Source organism: Shewanella sp. Pdp11 (assembly GCF_002838165.1).
Taxonomy (GTDB): Bacteria; Pseudomonadota; Gammaproteobacteria; order Enterobacterales; family Shewanellaceae; genus Shewanella; species Shewanella hafniensis.
Map to the genome: position 1 here is coordinate 1,315,871 of NZ_CP015194.1, position 19,409 is coordinate 1,335,279.

11 protein-coding genes are annotated in these 19,409 nt (G+C 48.5%); 7 read left to right on the forward strand and 4 right to left on the reverse strand.

Annotated features, from left to right (window positions below; all coding sequences use genetic code 11):
* The first annotated feature begins 136 nt into the window (after positions 1-136).
* A complete protein-coding gene (locus AYJ58_RS05810; RefSeq protein ID WP_106651750.1) occupies positions 137-1,258 on the forward strand; it encodes a sterol desaturase family protein in 1,122 nt (373 codons plus the stop codon).
* Between the two features lie 175 nt (positions 1,259-1,433).
* On the opposite strand, the gene AYJ58_RS05815 is transcribed toward AYJ58_RS05810, so the two are convergent.
* Positions 1,434-2,879, reverse strand: a complete 1,446-nt coding sequence (locus AYJ58_RS05815) for a LysM peptidoglycan-binding domain-containing protein (protein WP_106649359.1) — start codon at positions 2,877-2,879, stop codon at positions 1,434-1,436.
* A gap of 221 nt (positions 2,880-3,100) precedes the next feature.
* On the opposite strand from AYJ58_RS05815, the gene AYJ58_RS05820 reads away from it, so the two are divergent.
* The 4 genes from AYJ58_RS05820 to AYJ58_RS05835 all read left to right on the forward strand — a co-directional run bounded on the left by AYJ58_RS05820 (position 3,101) and on the right by AYJ58_RS05835 (position 11,031).
* Entirely contained in the window at positions 3,101-4,438 is a 1,338-nt protein-coding gene (locus AYJ58_RS05820) for a leucine-rich repeat-containing protein kinase family protein (protein ID WP_106649360.1), read from the forward strand.
* Positions 4,439-4,732: 294 nt separating this feature from the next.
* Entirely contained in the window at positions 4,733-5,953 is a 1,221-nt protein-coding gene (locus AYJ58_RS05825) for an efflux RND transporter periplasmic adaptor subunit (RefSeq protein WP_198555611.1), read from the forward strand.
* Positions 5,953-9,030, forward strand: coding sequence for an efflux RND transporter permease subunit (locus tag AYJ58_RS05830; protein WP_106649361.1), 3,078 nt, complete (start codon positions 5,953-5,955; stop codon positions 9,028-9,030). Before AYJ58_RS05825 ends, AYJ58_RS05830 begins: the two co-directional genes overlap by 1 nt.
* Before the next feature lie 183 nt (positions 9,031-9,213).
* Entirely contained in the window at positions 9,214-11,031 is a 1,818-nt protein-coding gene (locus tag AYJ58_RS05835) for a sel1 repeat family protein (RefSeq protein WP_106649362.1), read from the forward strand.
* Positions 11,032-11,197: 166 nt separating this feature from the next.
* Here the strand turns inward: AYJ58_RS05835 and AYJ58_RS05840 are convergent, their stop codons facing one another.
* Positions 11,198-14,323, reverse strand: coding sequence for a M9 family metallopeptidase (locus AYJ58_RS05840; RefSeq protein WP_106649363.1), 3,126 nt, complete (start codon positions 14,321-14,323; stop codon positions 11,198-11,200).
* Between the two features lie 430 nt (positions 14,324-14,753).
* Between AYJ58_RS05840 and AYJ58_RS05845 the strand changes: the two genes are divergently transcribed.
* A complete protein-coding gene (locus AYJ58_RS05845) occupies positions 14,754-15,755 on the forward strand; it encodes an NAD(P)H-quinone oxidoreductase (RefSeq protein ID WP_106649364.1) in 1,002 nt (333 codons plus the stop codon).
* 496 nt (positions 15,756-16,251) lie between these two features.
* A complete protein-coding gene (locus AYJ58_RS05855; RefSeq protein ID WP_106649366.1) occupies positions 16,252-16,656 on the forward strand; it encodes a hypothetical protein in 405 nt (134 codons plus the stop codon).
* A gap of 169 nt (positions 16,657-16,825) precedes the next feature.
* Here AYJ58_RS05855 and AYJ58_RS05860 read toward each other — a convergent pair whose 3' ends face one another.
* Positions 16,826-17,860, reverse strand: a complete 1,035-nt coding sequence (locus tag AYJ58_RS05860; RefSeq protein WP_106649367.1) for an aldose epimerase family protein — start codon at positions 17,858-17,860, stop codon at positions 16,826-16,828.
* 160 nt (positions 17,861-18,020) lie between these two features.
* Complete coding sequence (gene galK, locus AYJ58_RS05865) at positions 18,021-19,166, reverse strand: galactokinase (RefSeq protein WP_106649368.1); 1,146 nt, start codon at positions 19,164-19,166, stop codon at positions 18,021-18,023.
* Between the last annotated feature and the right edge of the window lie 243 nt (positions 19,167-19,409).

Sequence of the window (19,409 nt, forward strand, 5' to 3'; positions counted from 1 at the left end):
CTAATACAAGAGCGCTACTTAGGTAGCGCTTTTTATTGATTGTGGCAGTGGGGTTAATGTAGGCTAATCGGCAAAATTAAGCTGAGTGGTGGTTGTGTGGATAACGCGAGCAGCATAGGAAAAGGAGTTCACTGTGATTAGCAAAGGATTTAAAGATGGCCATTTCCAAATTGGTGAAGGCAGTATTAGCGGCACCATAGCGTGCATGTTAGCCATATTATCGTTTTTAGGTGTATTGGCGTTTCATTTCCCTGAATACCTGACTACCCCCGAATTACGCCAAAGTTATAACGTCGATATTATTCGCAGTTTGATATTTGTCGCCTTAGTGGTGTCGGGCAGCTTAGGTTTATTAAATTTTATTCGAAATAAAAATAAACGATTTGGCTTTGTCGCTTGGGTATTTGTGAGCTTGGCGATTGCCTTTGGTGGTCATCAAGTCGAGGTCGAGCCTTTTGCCAATCATAAGGTCTCACTAGGGTTAGATTGGTTTATTCTAGACTTATTAGGTTCAACCTTAATTTTTATTTTTATCGAAAAATGGCTGCCCCATAAACCTGAACAGCCAATATTGAGACCCGAATGGCAAGGGGATTTAAATCATTTTTTGGTGAATCATTTAGCGATTGGATTTGTATTATTGGTGACGAATCAATTTGTGCAGTCGACCTTTTCTTGGGCTATTTCCAGCACAGTGCAAAGCTTTATCGCGGGTCTGCCCTTTGTGTTGCAACTGCTGTTGATTCTATTGGTCGCCGATTTAATGCAATATGCGGCGCATCGCGCTTACCATGAGATCCCATTCCTGTGGCGTTTCCATTCGGTACACCATAGCGCCAAGCATTTAGATTGGTTGGCGGGATCAAGGCAACATATGTTTGAGTTGATCGCCACCCGTTGTCTAGTACTTACGCCGATTTTTATCTTGGGATTTTCCAAAGATATCATCAGTATTTATGTCATTATCGTTGGCGTACAGGCGGTATTTAACCATGCCAATGTCCAAGTTAACTTCGGTTGGCTACGTTACTTAATCGTCAGCCCGCAGTTCCACCATTGGCACCATGCTTCCGATAAGGCGGCTATAGATCGTAACTATGCCGCCCATTTTTCATTTTTAGATTACCTCTTTGGAACCGCAGTTCGAGGTCAGAAAGAGTGGCCAGAGCAATATGGTGTCGTCGGTGATTACATGCCCGTTGGCATGTTTAAGCAGCAATTATATCCCCTCGGTTTAGCGAAGAAGGACACAAAATAACGGCGCTGCATTTGGAGTGGTTTGTTTTGGAGTCATTATCTGGAAGTCAATGTGAGGTCAACTGAGTAGCAATGTTTAAGTGATGGTTAACTCTGACACTGGGACAGCAAAAAGCCCAACACAGCGTTTTTAATTGGCGCTTTGTTGGGCTTTTTTGCAGTTAATATCGCAAGTGTTATTCGCTGATTTTCAGCTCTTGGCCTGGCTTAATAATGCTCTTGCTATTGAGCTGGTTCCACTTCATTAAATCAGCCAGTTTGACCTTATTCTTACGGGCGATTTTATCCAGCGAATCGCCGGATTTTACCTTGTAGGTTTTGGCTTTTACCGTTGGCATATCGGCCGATTTTGAGCCGTTGGCCTTAGTGCCGTTGGCATTTTTTTTGGTCGATGACTTGGCTTTGCTATCGGCCTTAGTGTTGGCTTTAGTGGGTTCTGGCTCATTATCATTGGCTGCCATTGGCGTTAAGAGTGTGAGCTCTTGGCCGATTTTGAGGCGATCAGAGGTCAGGTTATTAGCCTGTTTTAATGCCTTGACTGATGTATCAAACTTAGCCGCGATTGTGCCTAGGCTGTCGCCGGACTTAACGATATAGCTTTGGCTGTCATAGCGTTTTTGGGCGTAGAGTTTGTCGTGATTTTCCTGATATTGGCCTATGTTTTCCAGCGGTAAGGCGATCTGATATTTGCCTTTGCTCGGGATCACGCCTTGGCGAAAGCCCGGGTTATAGGTTTTAAATTCTGCCTTGCTCAGCCCTGCCGCATTGGCGATTTGGCCGATATCCACGCCATTGGGCGCAGGGACTCTATCTAAGAAAGGGCGGTTCGCAATCGGTCGTACTTTTAGATTGTAATGATTGGGTGCGCGAATAATTTGAATAAAGGCCAGCCACTTAGGCACAGTTTGTACGCGTTTGGCAGGAATGCCTAGCGACCAAAAGTCCGTTGGTTTACCCTTGGCTTTATTCTTGTCGATGGCGGCTTTAATCACCAATTCACCGGTATTGTAGGCGGCGACAGCGTTGATCCAGTCTTTGTCTAATGTGTCGTACAAATGCTGTAGATAGTCGAGCACGGCATCGGTTGAGGCCAGCGCATCTTTGCGACCGTCGTAGGCTGAGTTAACCGTTAAGCCAAAATTACGCCCAGTGGCGGGGATCATCTGCCACAGTCCAGCTGGGCCGTTTGCCTGTGCCAGTGGATTGTAACCACTTTCGACTATGGGTAATAACGCCAATTCTAATGGCATATTACGGGCTTCGAGCTGGCTGACTATGTAGTACAAAAAGGGTTCGGCGCGTTCGCCGACTTGGTTCATAAATTTCTGTTTATCATCGAAAAAGTTACGCTGTTTGCGCACTTCGGCATCGTCATGTACGTCAATGGTGTTGGCGTGTTGGATCTTTTCCCAAACGTCGTTGTACTGCTCAACCACAGCGGGTGGCGTGTGCTGCTGGTGTTGTGGCGAGTGCTCGTTAGCGTTACTCACATCATTTGCTGGGGCATTGAATTCTGTGGTTGATGGGCTTGCCGACGTGGTCGCGCAACCGCTCAATTGGGCCACGAACATGGCCAGCATTAGCACTGTAAAAGAGTGCGTTTGGCGAAAATGTTTCCGCATGATTGTCCTGTGATGAGTTAACTGGGCATTCCATATTGGTGCACATGCTAATCTGTTTTCGCGTTTCTGGATAGCTCCCCCACGGTTTCCCCCTATTTGCAGCGCCTGCCTAACGCCCGTTTAGCGCCGATTGTGCCGCCCTTTGGCTGGATATCTTGCGTTTAGCTTTAGCCATTAATGCGCTACCATAGCGGCGATTTTTCATTGACTTGGGTAGCAAAGTGCAGACGTTAGCGCAGTTAAGAGCAGGGCAGTTACAAGGGATCACGCGTTTACAATTGGTAGAGGAGTTAACCGAGTTTCCGCGGGAGATTTTTGACTTAGCCGATACCCTCGAAATCCTCGATTTATCGAATAATCAATTGAATGCTTTGCCCGAGGACCTGTACCGATTATCGCGTTTAAAGATCATTTTTGCTTCTAATAACCGCTTCGAGCATTTACCCGAGGCATTAGGACGCTGTGAAAGTTTAGAGATGATTGGCTTTAAGGCGAATCAAATCCGTACTGTGACTGCCGCCGCGTTACCGCTGCAAACTCGCTGGCTTATCCTTACCGATAACCAAATCGAAACCTTGCCTGCGGCTATGGGCGATTTACCTCGTCTACAAAAATTAGCCTTAGCGGGCAACCGGTTAACGGCTTTGCCCGAGTCGATGGCCAATTGCCGTAACTTAGAATTGGTGCGCCTATCGGCCAATCAACTGCAAGCGCTGCCAGCTTGGCTATTGGGTTTGCCTAAGTTAACTTGGCTCGCGTTTGCGGGTAATCCGTTCAGCCATACCTTAGTCGATCCCCATGCCGATGTGGCCACAGTGGCAAATGTGACTCTGGATGATATTAAGTTGGCTGAAAAGCTGGGTGAAGGCGCCTCTGGGGTGATTTATCGAGGCGATTGGTTGAATCAAGCCATGGTCGCCATGACGGGTTCATCGCAGATTGCGGTAAAACTCTTTAAGGGTGAAGTGACCAGCGATGGTTATCCCGCCGACGAGTTAGATTGCTGCCTAACAACGGGAGATCATCCGAGCCTTATCAAGGTGGTCGCGCACATCAGCCAAAAAGATCAATTGGGCTTAGTGATGGAGCTTATCCCGCCGGGGTTTAGCAATTTAGGCTTACCGCCAAGCTTAGCAAGTTGCACCCGCGATACTTTCCATGCCGATACCCAGTTCAGCCTTGATGAGGTGGCAATGATGGCATTCCAACTCGCCGATGCGATGGCGCACATGCACGCTAAGCAAGTGAGCCACGGCGATGTTTACGCCCATAACATTATGGTTAATCAACAGATGAACTTGTTGTTTGGTGATTTTGGCGCGGCATCCAATTTACGCAATCTGTCTACAGTCGAGCGCTTGGCGATGGAGGCGATTGAAGTGCGGGCGCTGGGCTGCTTGATTGAAGATCTGTTGGCTTATGTGAGTGGCTCGGTTGGCCCTGAATACTATAACAAATTGAGTGCGATTAAAGACGAATGTATGCAGTTAGATGTGACTCAGCGCCCCTGTTTTGCAGACGTGAAAAAGGCCATCGGAGCCCTGCTAAAAGGCAAATAGTGGCTTGCTAACAGGCTGGCTTTACATCTGTTTCTAGTTTGTTGTGGTTTATGTGATTTTGTGTGATTTAAGTTTTTTCGATTAGGTTTTGCGTTAACTCATTGTTTTGTTTGAATGTGTAACAGTATTTTTACTGGCACTGACAGGGATTATGCCTATAGGCTGTATACCCAAATAACCTCAAATTGCTGAATAAGCACTTTGGAGGACTGGGTATTAGTCTTGGGTTCAATCCGGTTTGCTGTTGTCGGATAGGATGTCCGTTGAATAGTAAGAACAATAGGTTTGCATACTATGTTTATACAAACGATGTTTACACAAAGAGTGACAAAACGAGCACGCAGTGCATGCGATATTTCATTTAAAAGCCAGCCCCACAATCTTCCAAAGGCGCCCTTAATCGCGCCTTTGACGTTTCTACTGGCGAGTCTTTTCACCTTAACCCCTATAGCTGTATCAGCTGCGGATAAGATCGACGTTATCCCTGTGACGGTCGAGGCCATTCAAGAAACTGCCTTTGCCGATATCGTCAACGAAGTCGGTAAAATTAACGCCATCGATTCGGCGATCCTCAACTTTAATGCCAGTGAAAAAATCAGTGCTATCCATTTTAGTAACGGCGACAAAGTGACGAAGGGCCAAGTGATTGCCGAGCAAGATAACACTAAGGCCAAGGCTGATTTAGACAAGGCCAAAAGCACCTTAGCACTGGCAAAAACAAAGCTTGAACGGATTGAAGACCTGTTAATCAAAGAGCCATTTGCACTCTCCAAGCAAGATGTGGATGAACTGCGGGAAAATGTGAATCTGGCTGATGCCGATTTTCGTCAGAAACAAGCAACCATGAACGACTACTTGATCAAAGCCCCCTTCGACGGTCAGCTAACAAGCTTTAGTCAGTCCATCGGCAGCCAAATTGGCGCAGGTACCGCCTTAGTCACCCTCTATAGTTTAAATCCGGTCGAAGTCCGTTATGCCATTAGCCAGAAGGATTTAGGTAAGGCACAAAAAGGCCAGAAGGTGAATGTCACCGTTGAAGCCTATGGTAATAAGGTGTTCAATGGGTTAGTTAACTATGTGGCCCCTGCGGTGGATGAAAGTTCAGGACGAGTTGAGGTACACGCCGCCCTCGATAACCCTGAGTTCAAACTGGCGCCCGGTATGTTCGCCAATATTAAGCAATTCTACAGCAATGATATTAAACACTTATTAGTGCCGCAAAATTCAATTATCGCCAATAATGACGAACGCTTTGTCTGGTTAGTGCGCGGCGATAGCGCCGTAAAACAAGTGGTTAAACTCGCGCAAAACACTAATGATGGCTATGCGGTTGTAACCGAAGGTTTAGCCGAAGGCGATCTCGTGGTTAAAACGGGTATGCAAAACCTCAAGGCCGATAGCAAGATCAAAGTCATTCAGGACAAAAGCGCGGCAGACAAAGCCACTGTCTCCAGTGCTAACTCTGGTGCGATCGAAGCGCTAAGCGCTGAGCCCAGCACTGAGGGGGCCGAATAATGCGTTTACCCGAAGTCTGTATTCGCCATCCTATCTTCGCCTCCGTGCTCAGCATCATGGCAGTGTTACTGGGCTTGATTGCCTTTCAAAAACTCGATATCCGATATTTTCCTGAGCACACCACCCACTCGGCATCTGTGAATGCATCGATTGCGGGGGCTAGCGCCGATTTTATGTCGAGCAATGTGGCCGATAAGTTAATTGCGGCGGCTTCGGGCATAGACAAGGTCGATACTATGTCGACCGACTGTAGCGAAGGTCGCTGCTCGTTAACCATTAAATTCAATGACGATACCAGCGATATCGAATACACCAACTTAATGAATAAGTTGCGTAGCAGCGTCGAAGGGATTAACGATTTCCCCCAGAGCATGATAGATAAACCGACCGTCACCGACGATACCTCGGCTACCGATGCTGCCAGTAATATCATTACCTTTGTGAACGCGGGCGGCATGGAAAAGCAGGCCATGTACGACTACATTAGCCAGCAACTAGTGCCGCAGCTCAAGCAAGTGCAAGGTGTTGGCGCCGTGTGGGGGCCCTATGGCGGCTCACAAAAGGCGGTTAGAGTCTGGCTCAACCCCGAGCAGATGAAGGCGCTCAACATTAAAGCCGCCGATGTGGTGGGCACCTTAGGTTCTTACAATGCCAGCTTCACCTCGGGGGCGATTAAAGGCAAGTCACGGGATTTCTCGATCAACCCTTTAAATCAAGTTGAAACGCTCGATGATGTGAAGGACTTAGTGATCAAGGTCAGCGAGGGCAAGATCATCCGTGTGGCCGATGTCGCCGATGTGGTGATAGGTGAGGAAAGTTTATCGCCGAGTCTGTTGTCCATCGATGGTCATAGTGCGATGTCGCTGCAGATTTTACCTTTGAGTAATGCTAACCCTGTGACTGTGGCCTCGAACATTAAGGCCGAAATTGCGCGCATGCAGCAGCATTTGCCCCAAGGGTTAGAAATGACCTTGGCCTACAATCAGGCCGATTTTATCGAAGCTTCCATCGACGAAGGTTTTTCCGCGCTGATTGAGGCGGTGATCTTAGTATCCTTAATTGTGGTGTTATTTTTAGGTAGCCTGCGGGCGGCGTCAATCCCGATCATTACCATTCCTGTGTGTGTGATCGGCGTGTTTGCCGTGATGTCGGCGCTGGGTTTTAGCATCAATGTGCTCACTATTCTGGCAATAATCTTGGCCATCGGTCTGGTGGTGGACGACGCTATTGTGGTGGTGGAAAACTGCTATCGCCATATCGAAAACGGTGAAACCCCTTTTAACGCGGCGATTAAAGGCTGCCAGGAAATCATTTTCCCTATCATTGCCATGACCTTAACCCTCGCCGCCGTGTATTTGCCGATAGGACTCATGTCGGGGTTAACCGCCGATCTGTTTCGGCAATTCTCCTTCACCTTGGCCGCTGCCGTGATGATCTCTGGTGTGGTGGCGTTGACTTTGTCGCCCATGATGAGCGCCTATCTTATCAATACCACTGAGCAGCAGCCTAAATGGTTTAGCCGAGTCGAGCATGCGCTGCAGCAGTTAAATGATATGTATATCAAAGAGCTGGATAAGTGGTTCGGTCGTAAGCGTTTAATGCTCGGCGCGGCAGTGGTGCTTGTCGGTCTTGCGGGCATCGCTTACTGGCAGCTGCCAAAAATACTTTTACCCGCGGAAGATTCTGGTTTTATTGATGTGGCGTCCAATGGCCCAACGGGTGTGGGTCGCCAGTATCATCTGAACCATAATGCTGAGCTTAATGGCGTGATGGACGAGCATTCTGCCGTTGGAGCGAACTTGTCTTACATCGAGGGCGAGCCAGTAAACCATGTGCTGCTCAAGCCTTGGGGTGAGCGCAGCGAGGGGATAGATGAGGTGATCAGCGACTTGATGACTAAATCGAAGGAGAGCGTTTCTGCTTATAACATGTCCTTTAGCATTCGCTCGGCGGATAACCTCAGTATTGCCAATAATCTGCGCTTAGAGTTAACGACCTTAGATCGCAATAAGGATGAGCTGAACAACACCGCAGCCAAAGTGCAAAAGTTACTCGAGGATTATCCAGGGCTGAACAACGTCGGTAACTCGGTACTGAGGGATCAACTACGCTACGATTTATCTATCGATCGCAATGCGATTATCCTCTCGGGGGTGAGTTATGGCGATGTGACGAATGCGCTTTCTACCTTCCTTGGCTCAGTCAAGGCGGCGGACTTACATGCCACCGATGGCTTTACCTATCCCATTCAAGTGCAAGTAAACTTAGATAAGCTAAGTGATTTCAAAGTATTGAATAAGCTGTACGTCACCTCAGAATCGGGGCAAGCATTGCCGTTATCGCAGTTTGTGTCGATTAAGCAGACTACGGCAGAGTCGAACATTAAGACCTTTATGGGCCTTGATAGCGCCGAGCTGACGGCAGATATTATGCCCGGCTATTCCACCAATGAAATTAAAGCCTATTTAGACGAGCAACTGCCAACGCTGCTCAATGACGCCCAAGGCTTTAAATACAATGGGGTAGTGAAAGATTTAATGGATTCGCAGGCGGGCACTCAGTCGCTATTTTTGCTGGCACTGGTGTTTATCTATTTGATTTTGGCCGCGCAGTTTGAAAGCTTCGTCGATCCCTTAATTATCTTACTGACTGTGCCCCTGTGTATTGTTGGCGCGCTGCTGACCTTAGCTTTGTTTGGCCAGAGCGTGAATATCTACTCGCAGATAGGGTTATTAACCTTAGTGGGACTCGTGACTAAACACGGCATCTTGCTGGTGGAGTTTGCCAATAAGCAACAGGACCAAGGCTTGAGTGCGATTGAGTCGGCGCTCAGCAGTGCTAAATCGCGCTTAAGGCCGATTTTAATGACCTCTTTAACCATGATTTTAAGTGCCATTCCTTTAGCGCTGGCTTCTGGGCCTGGTTCATTAGGGTTAGCTAACATAGGCTTAGTCTTAGTCGGAGGCTTAATGACGGGGACCTTCTTCTCGTTATTTGTGGTGCCTGTGGCCTATGTTGCTATGGCCGAACTCAAAGCTAAGGATGTGCTTGCTGGGCTGCGCAGTGCTAAAGTTTAGTCGCAGGTTGGTTGGGGTTGATCGAGCCTAGATCCACTGCATGGGTTCAACTTGCCCATAAATACGTTATGATTTAAGCCAATAGCTAAGCGCGTTGGCTTAATTTTTTTGTCGAGTGATCATTGCAGTATTTGAGAGAGTGTTGAGTGCGAGTGGCCTCATCAGCGACGGAGAGCTGGCATTATGAGTTTGTTACAGTGTTTTCATCGGGCGTCCCTGTATCTGGCTTGCTCGGCTGGGCTGATGTTTGCCTCTCCGGTCATGGCCTCTTTTTGGCAGGCCTTGTTTCGCAGTGAGTTACCGGTCGATCAAGTGACGGCGCCGGCGGACAGCCAGCGTTTCGAGTTTGTCGGTGTGTTGCCAGCCAATACGCAATTAGAACTGGTCGGTTATTACGCCTCATCGATTTGTACCCGTAAGGAAATTCGTTTTCCCAGTGGCGATCTCGCGAATCCCTACCGCGCCACACTCGAAAAAACCTCAGTGCTGCGGCAAGTGATTAGCAGTGGTAGCAAAGCGAGTGAGTTTTCGCTGCCCTTAGCCTTAAATGGCGGTGGTGATTGTCAGTGGCGGCTTGAGGATTTAATGCTCGATGTGACTATACTGCCAAACCATCCACTGTGGCAGAGAGCTAAAACGCTGCAACGGGATTACCTCGCCAAGTTGCAGCGCACTTCGGTAGATGCATCTAAGGCTGCCAGCCAAACTAGGTTGCCGACTCAAGTGTCACCCCACGATGATTTTTATTTAAGTCATGAACTTAATATCGATCCCATTCGTGCGGGTAGTGAGGCGGATAGCTCGCTGCTGGCGACCACGCCGCTATCGTTAGCGCCAGTCTACTATCCGGTTTTTATTCATTATCCAGAGGAAGACAAACCCTTCGAGGCACGACTGAAGAGTAGCCTGCAGCGCACTGCTAGCCTGTGGGCCAGCCCGTATAATCAGGCCGTTCGGCGTGGCGATGAGGCGGTGATGCGGGTGAACTTCAACCCACAGATTGCCGAGCATTACGAGGTCGATGTCTGGTATCAGCCCGATACGGTGGAGGTGAAGTATCCCGACGGCACTCAATATGCTTATGCTAACGGTGATGTGAAACTGTATGCCTATGGTAAACCTGAATCACAAATCAAGACCTTAGCTCAAAGTGCCAAGGCCGAAGATAAGCGCTTATTGGCGCGTATCTATGAGCTTGGGCACGCTTTGCCTAAGGACGAGGCTAAGGCACAAGAGTATTACCGTGAAGCCGCAGAGGCGGGCGATATTGAGGCCTTGCACTGGATGCGAGATCAAGCCGGTTACGCGGGGCGAATTGATGAAAAAACCTATTGGCTCGGGCGCGCCGCGAGTTTTGGTGACAATGAGGCAAAGCTTGAGTTAATCCGTTTACCTTTATCAGTTATCGAGCGTGGCCTCGTTAATACGGGTGAAGATAAGGTCAGAGAAACGCAAGCGTGGCAGCAGTTAAATCAATTAGTTGACCAAGGATTGCCTGAGGCAAGCAGCCTGATGGCTTTCTATCAAGTGTTACCCTATTCACCGTATTTTGATGCTAACGCCGCGCTGGAAAATTATCGCCTAAGTGTGAAGGCTAAGCCTGAACTGGCCCATACAGCGGCCAGCGATTATTACTATTTGGCAGATAATTTTGCGGCGGGTGCGGAGTTTTGGCAGATTGCCGCCGAGCGGGATCTCTACGCCGCAGCCGAACTTGCCAATATCTTGTTATCGGAAACCCATCGAGATGCAGTTAATGCGCGCTACTGGTTAGCAAGAGTGACGACGCTGGGTGCCAAGCAAGGTTTGCAGGCGGACATTTTAGGCAATGCTTACTTTCAGCTCGCAACCTTGTTAGATAAAGGCGAGGGCGGCGCGGTCGATGCGAAAACAGCGTTAACGCTTTATCAGCAGAGCATTGAAATGGCTGAGCGATTCTCAAACGACTATGAAGCAAAGGCCAAGGACAGAGTACAAGTGCTTGAACAGCTGCGCTTATAACCTCATGTTTATATAAAAGAGTATTCGTTAGCATTTAGCCAATAAAAATCCCTGCCATGGCAGGGATTTTGCTATTTATTCAATTACTTGATTTAAGCCTTTAGTGTTAAGTGGCTAGAGTTGAATAAGCAGATTTAAACGTTCTGGCTTAAACAACGATAGCCAACTAGCGTAAATCGACTTGCAGTGCGACACCCGAACTCTGAGGTTCACTCTGCGCTGTGATGTAATACCACCCCACGTTTGGCGCATCGACAGTGATACTTTCTTGAGTGTTAGCAGGCGTGACAGACGCTGCATCGAAGTGTTGAGCATTGGCCCAAGTCGTCCCCGAAAACAGGCTCACATCACCACTGCCGTGGGCAGAGTTGATGCTTAACTGACCCGTACCTTCTGGCACCCAAAAATAGTAATCGCTGCGGCCATCGGCGGTGCAGATCGCTTTGCCTGAACTCAGCTCACCATGACTCAAGGGGGATTGCGTCGCGCAGGCATTGGCGATGAGAGCTGGCGTAGGCGTGTTGCTTGCACCAGCATTGAGGGTGAGAGTGACGCCGCTAAACTCAGTGGTAGTGTCCACTGTGATATAACGCCAGCCGCGATTGGCACTAAAACTAAGCGACTCTTGATTACCCACTTGAGTGCTCTTGGCATCGGCATTATCGGCGTCGGCCCACTGACTGGCATTGAAGTAAAGATTGGCATCCCCAGCGCCGCCCTTAGTGGTGACGGTAAACTGGCTATTATCTTCCTCAACCCAGAAGTAGAAGCTGTTGCGTCCACCACTGATACACTCGTTTTTGCCCAGTGTGAGCTTACCGTAATCTAAGGTCACTGCACCGCAATTTGCTGGTGGCTCAGGATCCACGCCGCCATCTCCCAGATCGGGATCGACATCAGCGAACAGCTCAGTGGTGCTGACTTGCATGTCGACGCCGCCAAAGTCCCCCGACAAGGTAATGTAGTGCCAATATTCGTCAGGGTTTAACTGCACTTTAATGACTTGATAGTTACCATTGCCGATCCCCGCGCCTTGGTTTTGTTCTGGGCTTGCCCAGCCTCTAGAATCGAAATAAATGTCGGCATCACCCCAACCACCGCCAATCTTGATCCAAAGATCTTGGGCCGAGCGATCGGTATTAGTGAAGCTAAAACTGGCGCGGCCGAGTTTTGAATCGATACATTCCATCGGCACATCGATTTTCAGGCTGGCCGATTCTGTGTAACGGTAGGCTTCGTTCGTCACTTGGCAAGGCGAGTAATCCTTACTGATAGTGCCCGCAGGACCAGTCCAGTTACCTTCACGGCCACTGGGCTCAGCATCGACATCACTTGGGCCTTTATCGACAATGCCATTGTCAGCCGTGCTCAAGCCGCTGGCGAGCCAACCTTGCCACTCGTTGTCGTAACGTGTACCGATACCATCCATAAAGGTTTGATATTCCGCGTATTGGTCGTTACGTAGGTAGGCGAGAATCTGTCTTACATCGTCCCTGTGATGCTCAAACATAAAGCGCACCGCCAGATAACCCCAACGGTAGATACGGTCTTGGCCCGATTCATAGTTGTTTTTGAATATGGTCGACAACATAAACTCACCGGTTTCGCCCATGGCAATGGCCGCGGTATTGGCGTCACGGTAAGAGATGTATTCCGCTAGGCCTTCAATCCACCAAATAGTATTGGCTGACGTGCCGCGACTAAAGTCACCAAACAGGTTATAGCGCCCGTCGAGGTAGTGCACATATTCGTGTTGCAGGTTCCAGACATGGAAATCCGGCGTGCGCCATTCGGCTTCATAGGCGATAAAACGCGCCTGATTTTTGAGTCCGGCGGGCGAGCCTTCAAGGTACATGCCGCCGTTATCGGTATTGATGCCAAAGATACTGTTGGCTAAGGATTTATACTCAGACGAACTGCCAAAGATCACTAGCTCTAAGTCATCGTTGTTATCTTGCCCTACGGGTTGCATGCCTGTTTCTAGCTTACTGTGGAAATAGCTTTCTTGGCTGGTCAGCACATCACAGGCCCACTTGGCTTGATCTTGATAGAGATCTTGGGCGCGGATCTTGAGACTGTCGGAGCATTTCCAATTAAAAGGTAAGGCATCGGCCTCTAATTGCGCCTTAAAACCACAGATATTGTAATCGTTACAATGGCTGCGATCGTAATAGTCGGCCATTTCTGCCGCCGCGTACCAAAGCACTTTACTCGGTTCGCTTTTACTGGTGCTACTGAGGATATTTTTAACCAGCTGAGTCACTCGCGGGCGCATGGCATCAATGTAATACAGTCTAGATAACTCTTTGACTGAGTTAACTAACAGATACTCTGCATTGGTACCTAACAAGTCACGATGTTCGAGCTGGAAGTTATTCAGCGCATCTAAAATACCTTGGTCACGAGCGAATAGCGCCTGCATGTCCTCATTCCACTGGGCGCGGAATAAGGTGGTAAACACTGAGTTTGCTGCGGCGTTCATGGCGAAACTGGCTTGCCAGTTAGCGTCGTAGTCGGTTAGCACTTTTATGGTGACATGATTAAAATCGGCGCCGAGCTCGGCAGAGTCAATCAGGATTAAGGCTTCTTTCAACACGCCAGCATTGTCATCGGAAACAGTCCAAATTGCAGCGTTGGCAAATAAAGCGTTGAGGGCCGATTTTAAGCTGGCCTTAGCGGCGCTGCTGTAAGCGGGTACATCATTTGGGCTGTAAAACTGCACATAGAGAGCGGCGCGGACAAAGTAAATATGCGATTCAAGATGCTGAACATCGACCCCAGTGTAGTCCTTGGCTTTAGTAGCAATGGCGTTAGCGACACTGATCAAATTGGCCTCGCTAAATAGCGCGGTGGCGCTACTGCCTTTGAGGCTATAGAGCTTACCGACGCATTCGGGTGTCGATTGGCTCAATTGATCCACTAGGGCTTGGCCCGATTTACCGACAAAGTCACTGCAGCCATCGCTCTGCAGTGCGGCGCTGCGACTCTGTAACTTAAGTAGCGGTTGCTCAGATACTTCTCGCTTCTTGCGTGAATGTATCTTAGGCGGTTCTGTCGCTGTTTGTTCTGTAAGCGTCGGCTCATTCGGGGATGCCATCAATGGCGTCTCCCGCAGTATCTGTCTATGGGATTCTATTTGGCTAATGGGCGCCGAGGGTGGTCGTGGTGCCGGTTGCGCTTGTGGATTGCTGGGTGTGTTGCTGCCTAATGGGTGACTCGTATGAGTGTCATGGGCGAGAGCGGGAGTCGCAAAAGCTAAGCTAATAGCTGCGAAGAGCAGTGTGTTTTTCATTGTGTATCCGTAGTTATCTAGTCTGCAAAGCAGATCTTCCTTGGGCGTTATTTGATGCGTGGAACCTAAGCTTGCATCAAACCTCATTGGATTATTTGCGTGATAACAATAGCGCGACAAACATCGCAGCTAGCAAATAATGCGTCCAAATGATGGCTGTAAGTTTTTAATATATCTAGTATTTACCTCAATATTTACTCGATACATCTTTTTTGTTCAGCTTAGGTTCAGCTTTTGCTATATGGGTTTGCACCGGAAGCTGAGTCTGTGGGACTCCACACCTTATGAAATGCCTGATTGAATAAGAGTGGCTATTTGGCTTGAATTTGCGCTAGCTTAGCCGCATTAAGGTTATATGCACTTTCCGCTGTAAGCATTCGAACCGCTAAGCCATCTGCGATGAGGTCGATGCCATTCCAAAGGAGCTTTTATGTCAGCTTTACCAAGCGAATACACCCATATCTATGTTGATCAACCCGGTGCCCCCGAGGTGATGCAATTATCGCGCTCGCCTCTGCCAGTCCCCGCCGCTGGTCAAGTGTTGATCCGCGTACATGCAGCTGGAGTGAATGGCCCCGATGTCAAACAAAGGGTGGGCGCGTATCCACCGCCACCGGGTGCATCACTCATTATTGGGCTTGAAGTCGCGGGGGATATTTGCGCCCTAGGTGAAGGCGTGAGCCAATGGCAAATCGGCGACAAGGTTTGCGCCTTAGTGCCGGGCGGGGGTTATGGCGAGTATGCGCTCACCTATGCCGCCCACTGTTTGCCTATCCCAACGGGCTTTAGTTATGTGCAGGCCGCTGCGCTGCCAGAAACCTTCTTCACCGTATGGGGCAACCTGTTTATGCGTGCGGGACTGAAAGCGGGCGAGACGGTACTGATCCATGGCGGCTCGGGCGGTATTGGTAGTACGGCCATTCAACTCGCCAGCGCTTTAGGTTCAACAGTGATAGCGACGACGGGGCAAGATGAGAAGCGCGATTATTGCTTGAGCCTTGGGGCGGCTGAAGTCATCAACTATCGCACCCACAACTTTGTTGAGCCCGTCATGGCGCTCACCCAAGATAAGGGGGTAAACGTGGTCTTTGATATCGCGGGTGGCGATTTTATTAACCTCGATTTACAAGCCTTGGCGATGGACGGCCGTATGGTGTCGGTGGCGATGCAGCGCGGGCCTAAGGCTGAAGTCGAGATTTTCCGCCTGATGGCAAAACGCATTATGTGGACAGGGTCGACCTTAAGACCGCAAAGCGTGGAAGCAAAAGCCGCGATTGCCGCCGAATTATTTGAGAAAGTCTGGCCACTGTTAAATGCCCATAAAATTGTGCCGAATATTTTTGCGACCTTTCCATTAGGCGAAGCCGCGAAAGCCCATGCGCTGATGGAGTCGGGTGAACACAGGGGCAAGGTGGTATTGACTGTTATTTAAATTAGGCAAGTTGGCTTGGCAGCGAGCTGGTTTAGGTCGCTGCCATTCGATGTCAGTCTGCGATCTTTCTGACAAAAGCGTGGCTGAGTAACGCAGTGGTAAATAGCCGTTTGCGCGACTGTCGTTAAATCGTCATGGTTAAACCTGATGCCTAACCTTGCAGTAACCTCGAACTGCAACTTCGAATCGCAAAGTTTAAGCACATCGAACATAGTCGATATGATTGCTTTTTATTGGGAATAAAACTTGCCGCGTCGATTTTTTAGACTAAAGTCGTTAATGATTAAACTTTTTGGGTACTTTGGCAGAAATTAATACGTAATTAGTGAAAATTTCATGGTATGAGGCATTGATTATCGGAAATATTCTGTAAAAATACCCAGTTGAAAACGTCAGAGACTTTCCGGCGCTATTCGTGGATCAAAGCAAGCGATGCTTCGCTTATTCAGGCTAAAAAACTCATAGTGTATGTGTTGATTTAAGGGTATTAGCATATATGTATAACACAGCAAAGAAACAGGTTTGGTATGGTGAGCTGAGAACATCGAAAGGCAACGCGATTGTCGTCCATGACAACCAGCTGCCCGATGCCTCCCCAGGACGTATCTACCTATACAATACCGATCGCGATGCGATCATTGAGTATGTGGAAGATATAGTCAAAGTGAACCTATACGACTTAGATGAGGCTGCGTTAAAAGCTGCTGAGGCTAAGTTTGGTGGTGCATGGAAGGCGGCAAGATCTCAATTTATGGTTAAACATCAAGCTCGCATTGACCTAAACAACGTGAAGGAAACTGCGCCTGTACGTAAGGCAAAGCCTGAAGTTGATCCGGAAGTCGAATCCGATGCCGTTATTGTGGATTTGGAGGATGATTGGGTTGATGATTTTGATGATTAACGCAGTGTCGGCCTAAGGGCTAACACTGTGAGTGTAAGGAATAAAGTAGTGTTTATTTTATTCCTTATCGCTTTATTCCCTTCCGCGAAACCGAGTGTTAACCTCAATTCATCGCTATTTTAGCGTGCCCCCATTTACCGTTAATTTATTGCTATTTTATAGGCAATGGTTACGCATCGGCATCGAACTGATATCGGCTGATGTGGTGATAAACCTTGCCAGGTACTAACCAAACCTCATTACCAAAGCGCTCGCCTTGATTCGGTGAGTCTGGCAGCATCTGCGGCTCTAAACACACGCCATGATGTTGATTTAATACCTGTTGATTGCGACCTACAGTGCCATCTAAAAAGTTAGCGCAGTAGAGCTGCACGCTCGGTTGATTGGTATAAACCGTCATAGCGCGACCACTCACTGGACTGCTTAAACAGCCAAAGCGGGCAAGTGAACCGTTTGGATCATTCATCATATAACAGTGATCATAACCGCGCGTGCTTGCGAGTTCTGCGGCATGCAGTTTGTCGCCTAAACGTATCGGGTGACTCAAGTCGAAAATCGACCCTGCCGTCTCGGCAATCCCAGTGGGAACACTGACATCATTCATGGTGAGATAACGCTTGGCATCAATTTGCATCAAATGTTCGTGATTGGTCTCTGAACCATCGAGGTTGAAATAACTGTGCTGGGTTAAGCTCACGGGGCAGGCTTTATCCACTGAGGCTAAGATCTCCACATAGAGATTATTGCCTGCGAGGCGGTAATCTAGCTGAACCGTGCAATTACCGGGAAAACCCATGTCGCCGTCTGGACTCATTAAGGTCAAGCGCACACCATCGGGCAGTTGGCCTAAGTGCCAGTTTTTACGGTTAAATCCTTCACGGCCGCCGTGTAAACAGTTGGTCGCTTGGTTGACATCGAGTTGATAATCTTGACCTTGATAGTGCATTTTGCCGTTAGCGATGCGATTCGCAAAGCGGCCAGCAATGGCACCTAAATGAGCCGATTGCGTCAGGTAATCTTCAGCGCTGTCGCAACCAAGGACGATATTGGCACGTTCGCCGTGTTTATCTGGGGTCCACAGAGCGCGGATAATTCCGCCTAAGCTGATGACTTCTAATGCGAGTATGCCATTGTCGATCCGAACCCGCTCGATTTCGCCGCCGCGGGGATCGGTCCAAGGATCCAAAACACTGAAACGTACCATTTAGCTTCCCTCTGTGTTGAATATGCTCACTGCTTATTGTGTTAAATGAGTATGTTAACCCTATTATTTGCCATCAACACTATAAAGTTCAGCGATGAATTCGTATGGTATAGACGGCGTTGTCACTGTATTGGTTTTCTTTGTTTTAAGCGCGTTCTGGCTAATTGTCTATGCGGCCCGCGCCAGCGCTGGCGGAACATAAATAGACAGTGGCATCGATGGCGGTTTTGTCGAAAAATTCATGTTCAACAGCGGCAACGACAGCGTCGGTCAGTTCATGATCGACTAAAGCCACCACGCAGCCGTCGGTCATGCGGATACCGCCACGCTCGCCAATCACTTGGCTGACAATCTCAACTAAAGTATCAAATTCGGGCAGTGTCACTTCAAAATCATCCCGCAGTGAAACATGGGATTCCGCCATTAAGCGGCTGAATTTTTCAATGTTATTTTGCTCTAACGCGCGTGCAGCACTTAGGGTTCTTTGGTTTTCTGTGACTACGTGTTTCGCTCTGCGATATAACACTTCATCTAAATCGGCTTTTGCGCTTTCTAATCGACGTAAATCGAGGTGACGCAGTGCATCTAAGCCAAAGTATTCAGCAGCTTGGGCGCATTCATTGCGACGTTGTTGATTAGTGGCGGCTAAACGTTGTTTCTCAATATGGGCATCTATGATGATAAGGCTTAGGTTTTCTGGGATAGGAATGGCTTCACTGTCCAGATCTAAGCAGTCAATCAGTAGTGCGTGGTCTTGCTCACCCATAGCGCTGCACATTTGATCCATGATGCCACAGGCCGATTCAACATACCTGTGCTCGCCGCGCTGTGCGAGTTGCGCTACCGCCATTGGTGATAAATGCAGTTGGCTGGTATCACTGATGGCAGTGCCGAAGGCGACAACCAAGGCGCCCGATGAGGATAAACCTGCTGCAAGTGGTACATCGCCCACAATGGCTAAGTCTAAGCCCTTGGCTAATAAACCCGTTTGCGCCATAGCCGCAGTAAAACCTTTGAGGTAATTCACCCAGCCATCTTGCGGGTCCATGTCGTTTTCTTGACCGAAGGTCCACTCTTTAATTTGTCCGGGAAAGGCATCGGCAACGGCACGAAACTTAGTGTCGTCACGGCGTTTTACTGCAATCACTGTATGAAAATTAATGGCCGCGGGGAGTACAAAACCGTCGTTGTAATCCGTGTATTCACCGATCAGATTGACGCGCCCAGGGGCTTGATATAAATCGTCGGCTTTAGTGCCAAAGGTTTGGACAAATAACTTTGTGGCGCGCTGCGCAGGGTTTGACATGCTGTAAAAAATTCCAAAAAAGCTGAGCTAATTTCGTTACCGTCATCGATTTATATCACGACTGAGTCGGTGATGTAACTGAGATTTTTTGCTGAAATGGCGATAGGTTGTAAGGAGAAAATCGATACTGTGATAGGAAGTCAAAATAGCGTATTCAGTGCGTTATCTAGTCGATTGATTTGTAAAGATTAGTCAGTAGTTAGTTGGATGCCGCACAAACTTGCAGAAGAGGTTACTGCTCGT

Bases quoted from the DNA above. Each gene is read 5' to 3' on its own strand.
- AYJ58_RS05830 (WP_106649361.1), top strand. From the start codon at position 5,953: ATGCGTTTACCCGAAGTCTGTATTCGCCATCCTATCTTCGCCTCCGTG.
- galK (WP_106649368.1), bottom strand. From the start codon at position 19,166: ATGTCAAACCCTGCGCAGCGCGCCACAAAGTTATTTGTCCAAACCTTT.
- AYJ58_RS05815 (WP_106649359.1), bottom strand. From the start codon at position 2,879: ATGCGGAAACATTTTCGCCAAACGCACTCTTTTACAGTGCTAATGCTG.
- AYJ58_RS05845 (WP_106649364.1), top strand. From the start codon at position 14,754: ATGTCAGCTTTACCAAGCGAATACACCCATATCTATGTTGATCAACCC.
- AYJ58_RS05860 (WP_106649367.1), bottom strand. From the start codon at position 17,860: ATGGTACGTTTCAGTGTTTTGGATCCTTGGACCGATCCCCGCGGCGGC.
- AYJ58_RS05835 (WP_106649362.1), top strand. From the start codon at position 9,214: ATGAGTTTGTTACAGTGTTTTCATCGGGCGTCCCTGTATCTGGCTTGC.
- AYJ58_RS05825 (WP_198555611.1), top strand. From the start codon at position 4,733: ATGTTTATACAAACGATGTTTACACAAAGAGTGACAAAACGAGCACGC.
- AYJ58_RS05855 (WP_106649366.1), top strand. From the start codon at position 16,252: ATGTATAACACAGCAAAGAAACAGGTTTGGTATGGTGAGCTGAGAACA.
- AYJ58_RS05840 (WP_106649363.1), bottom strand. From the start codon at position 14,323: ATGAAAAACACACTGCTCTTCGCAGCTATTAGCTTAGCTTTTGCGACT.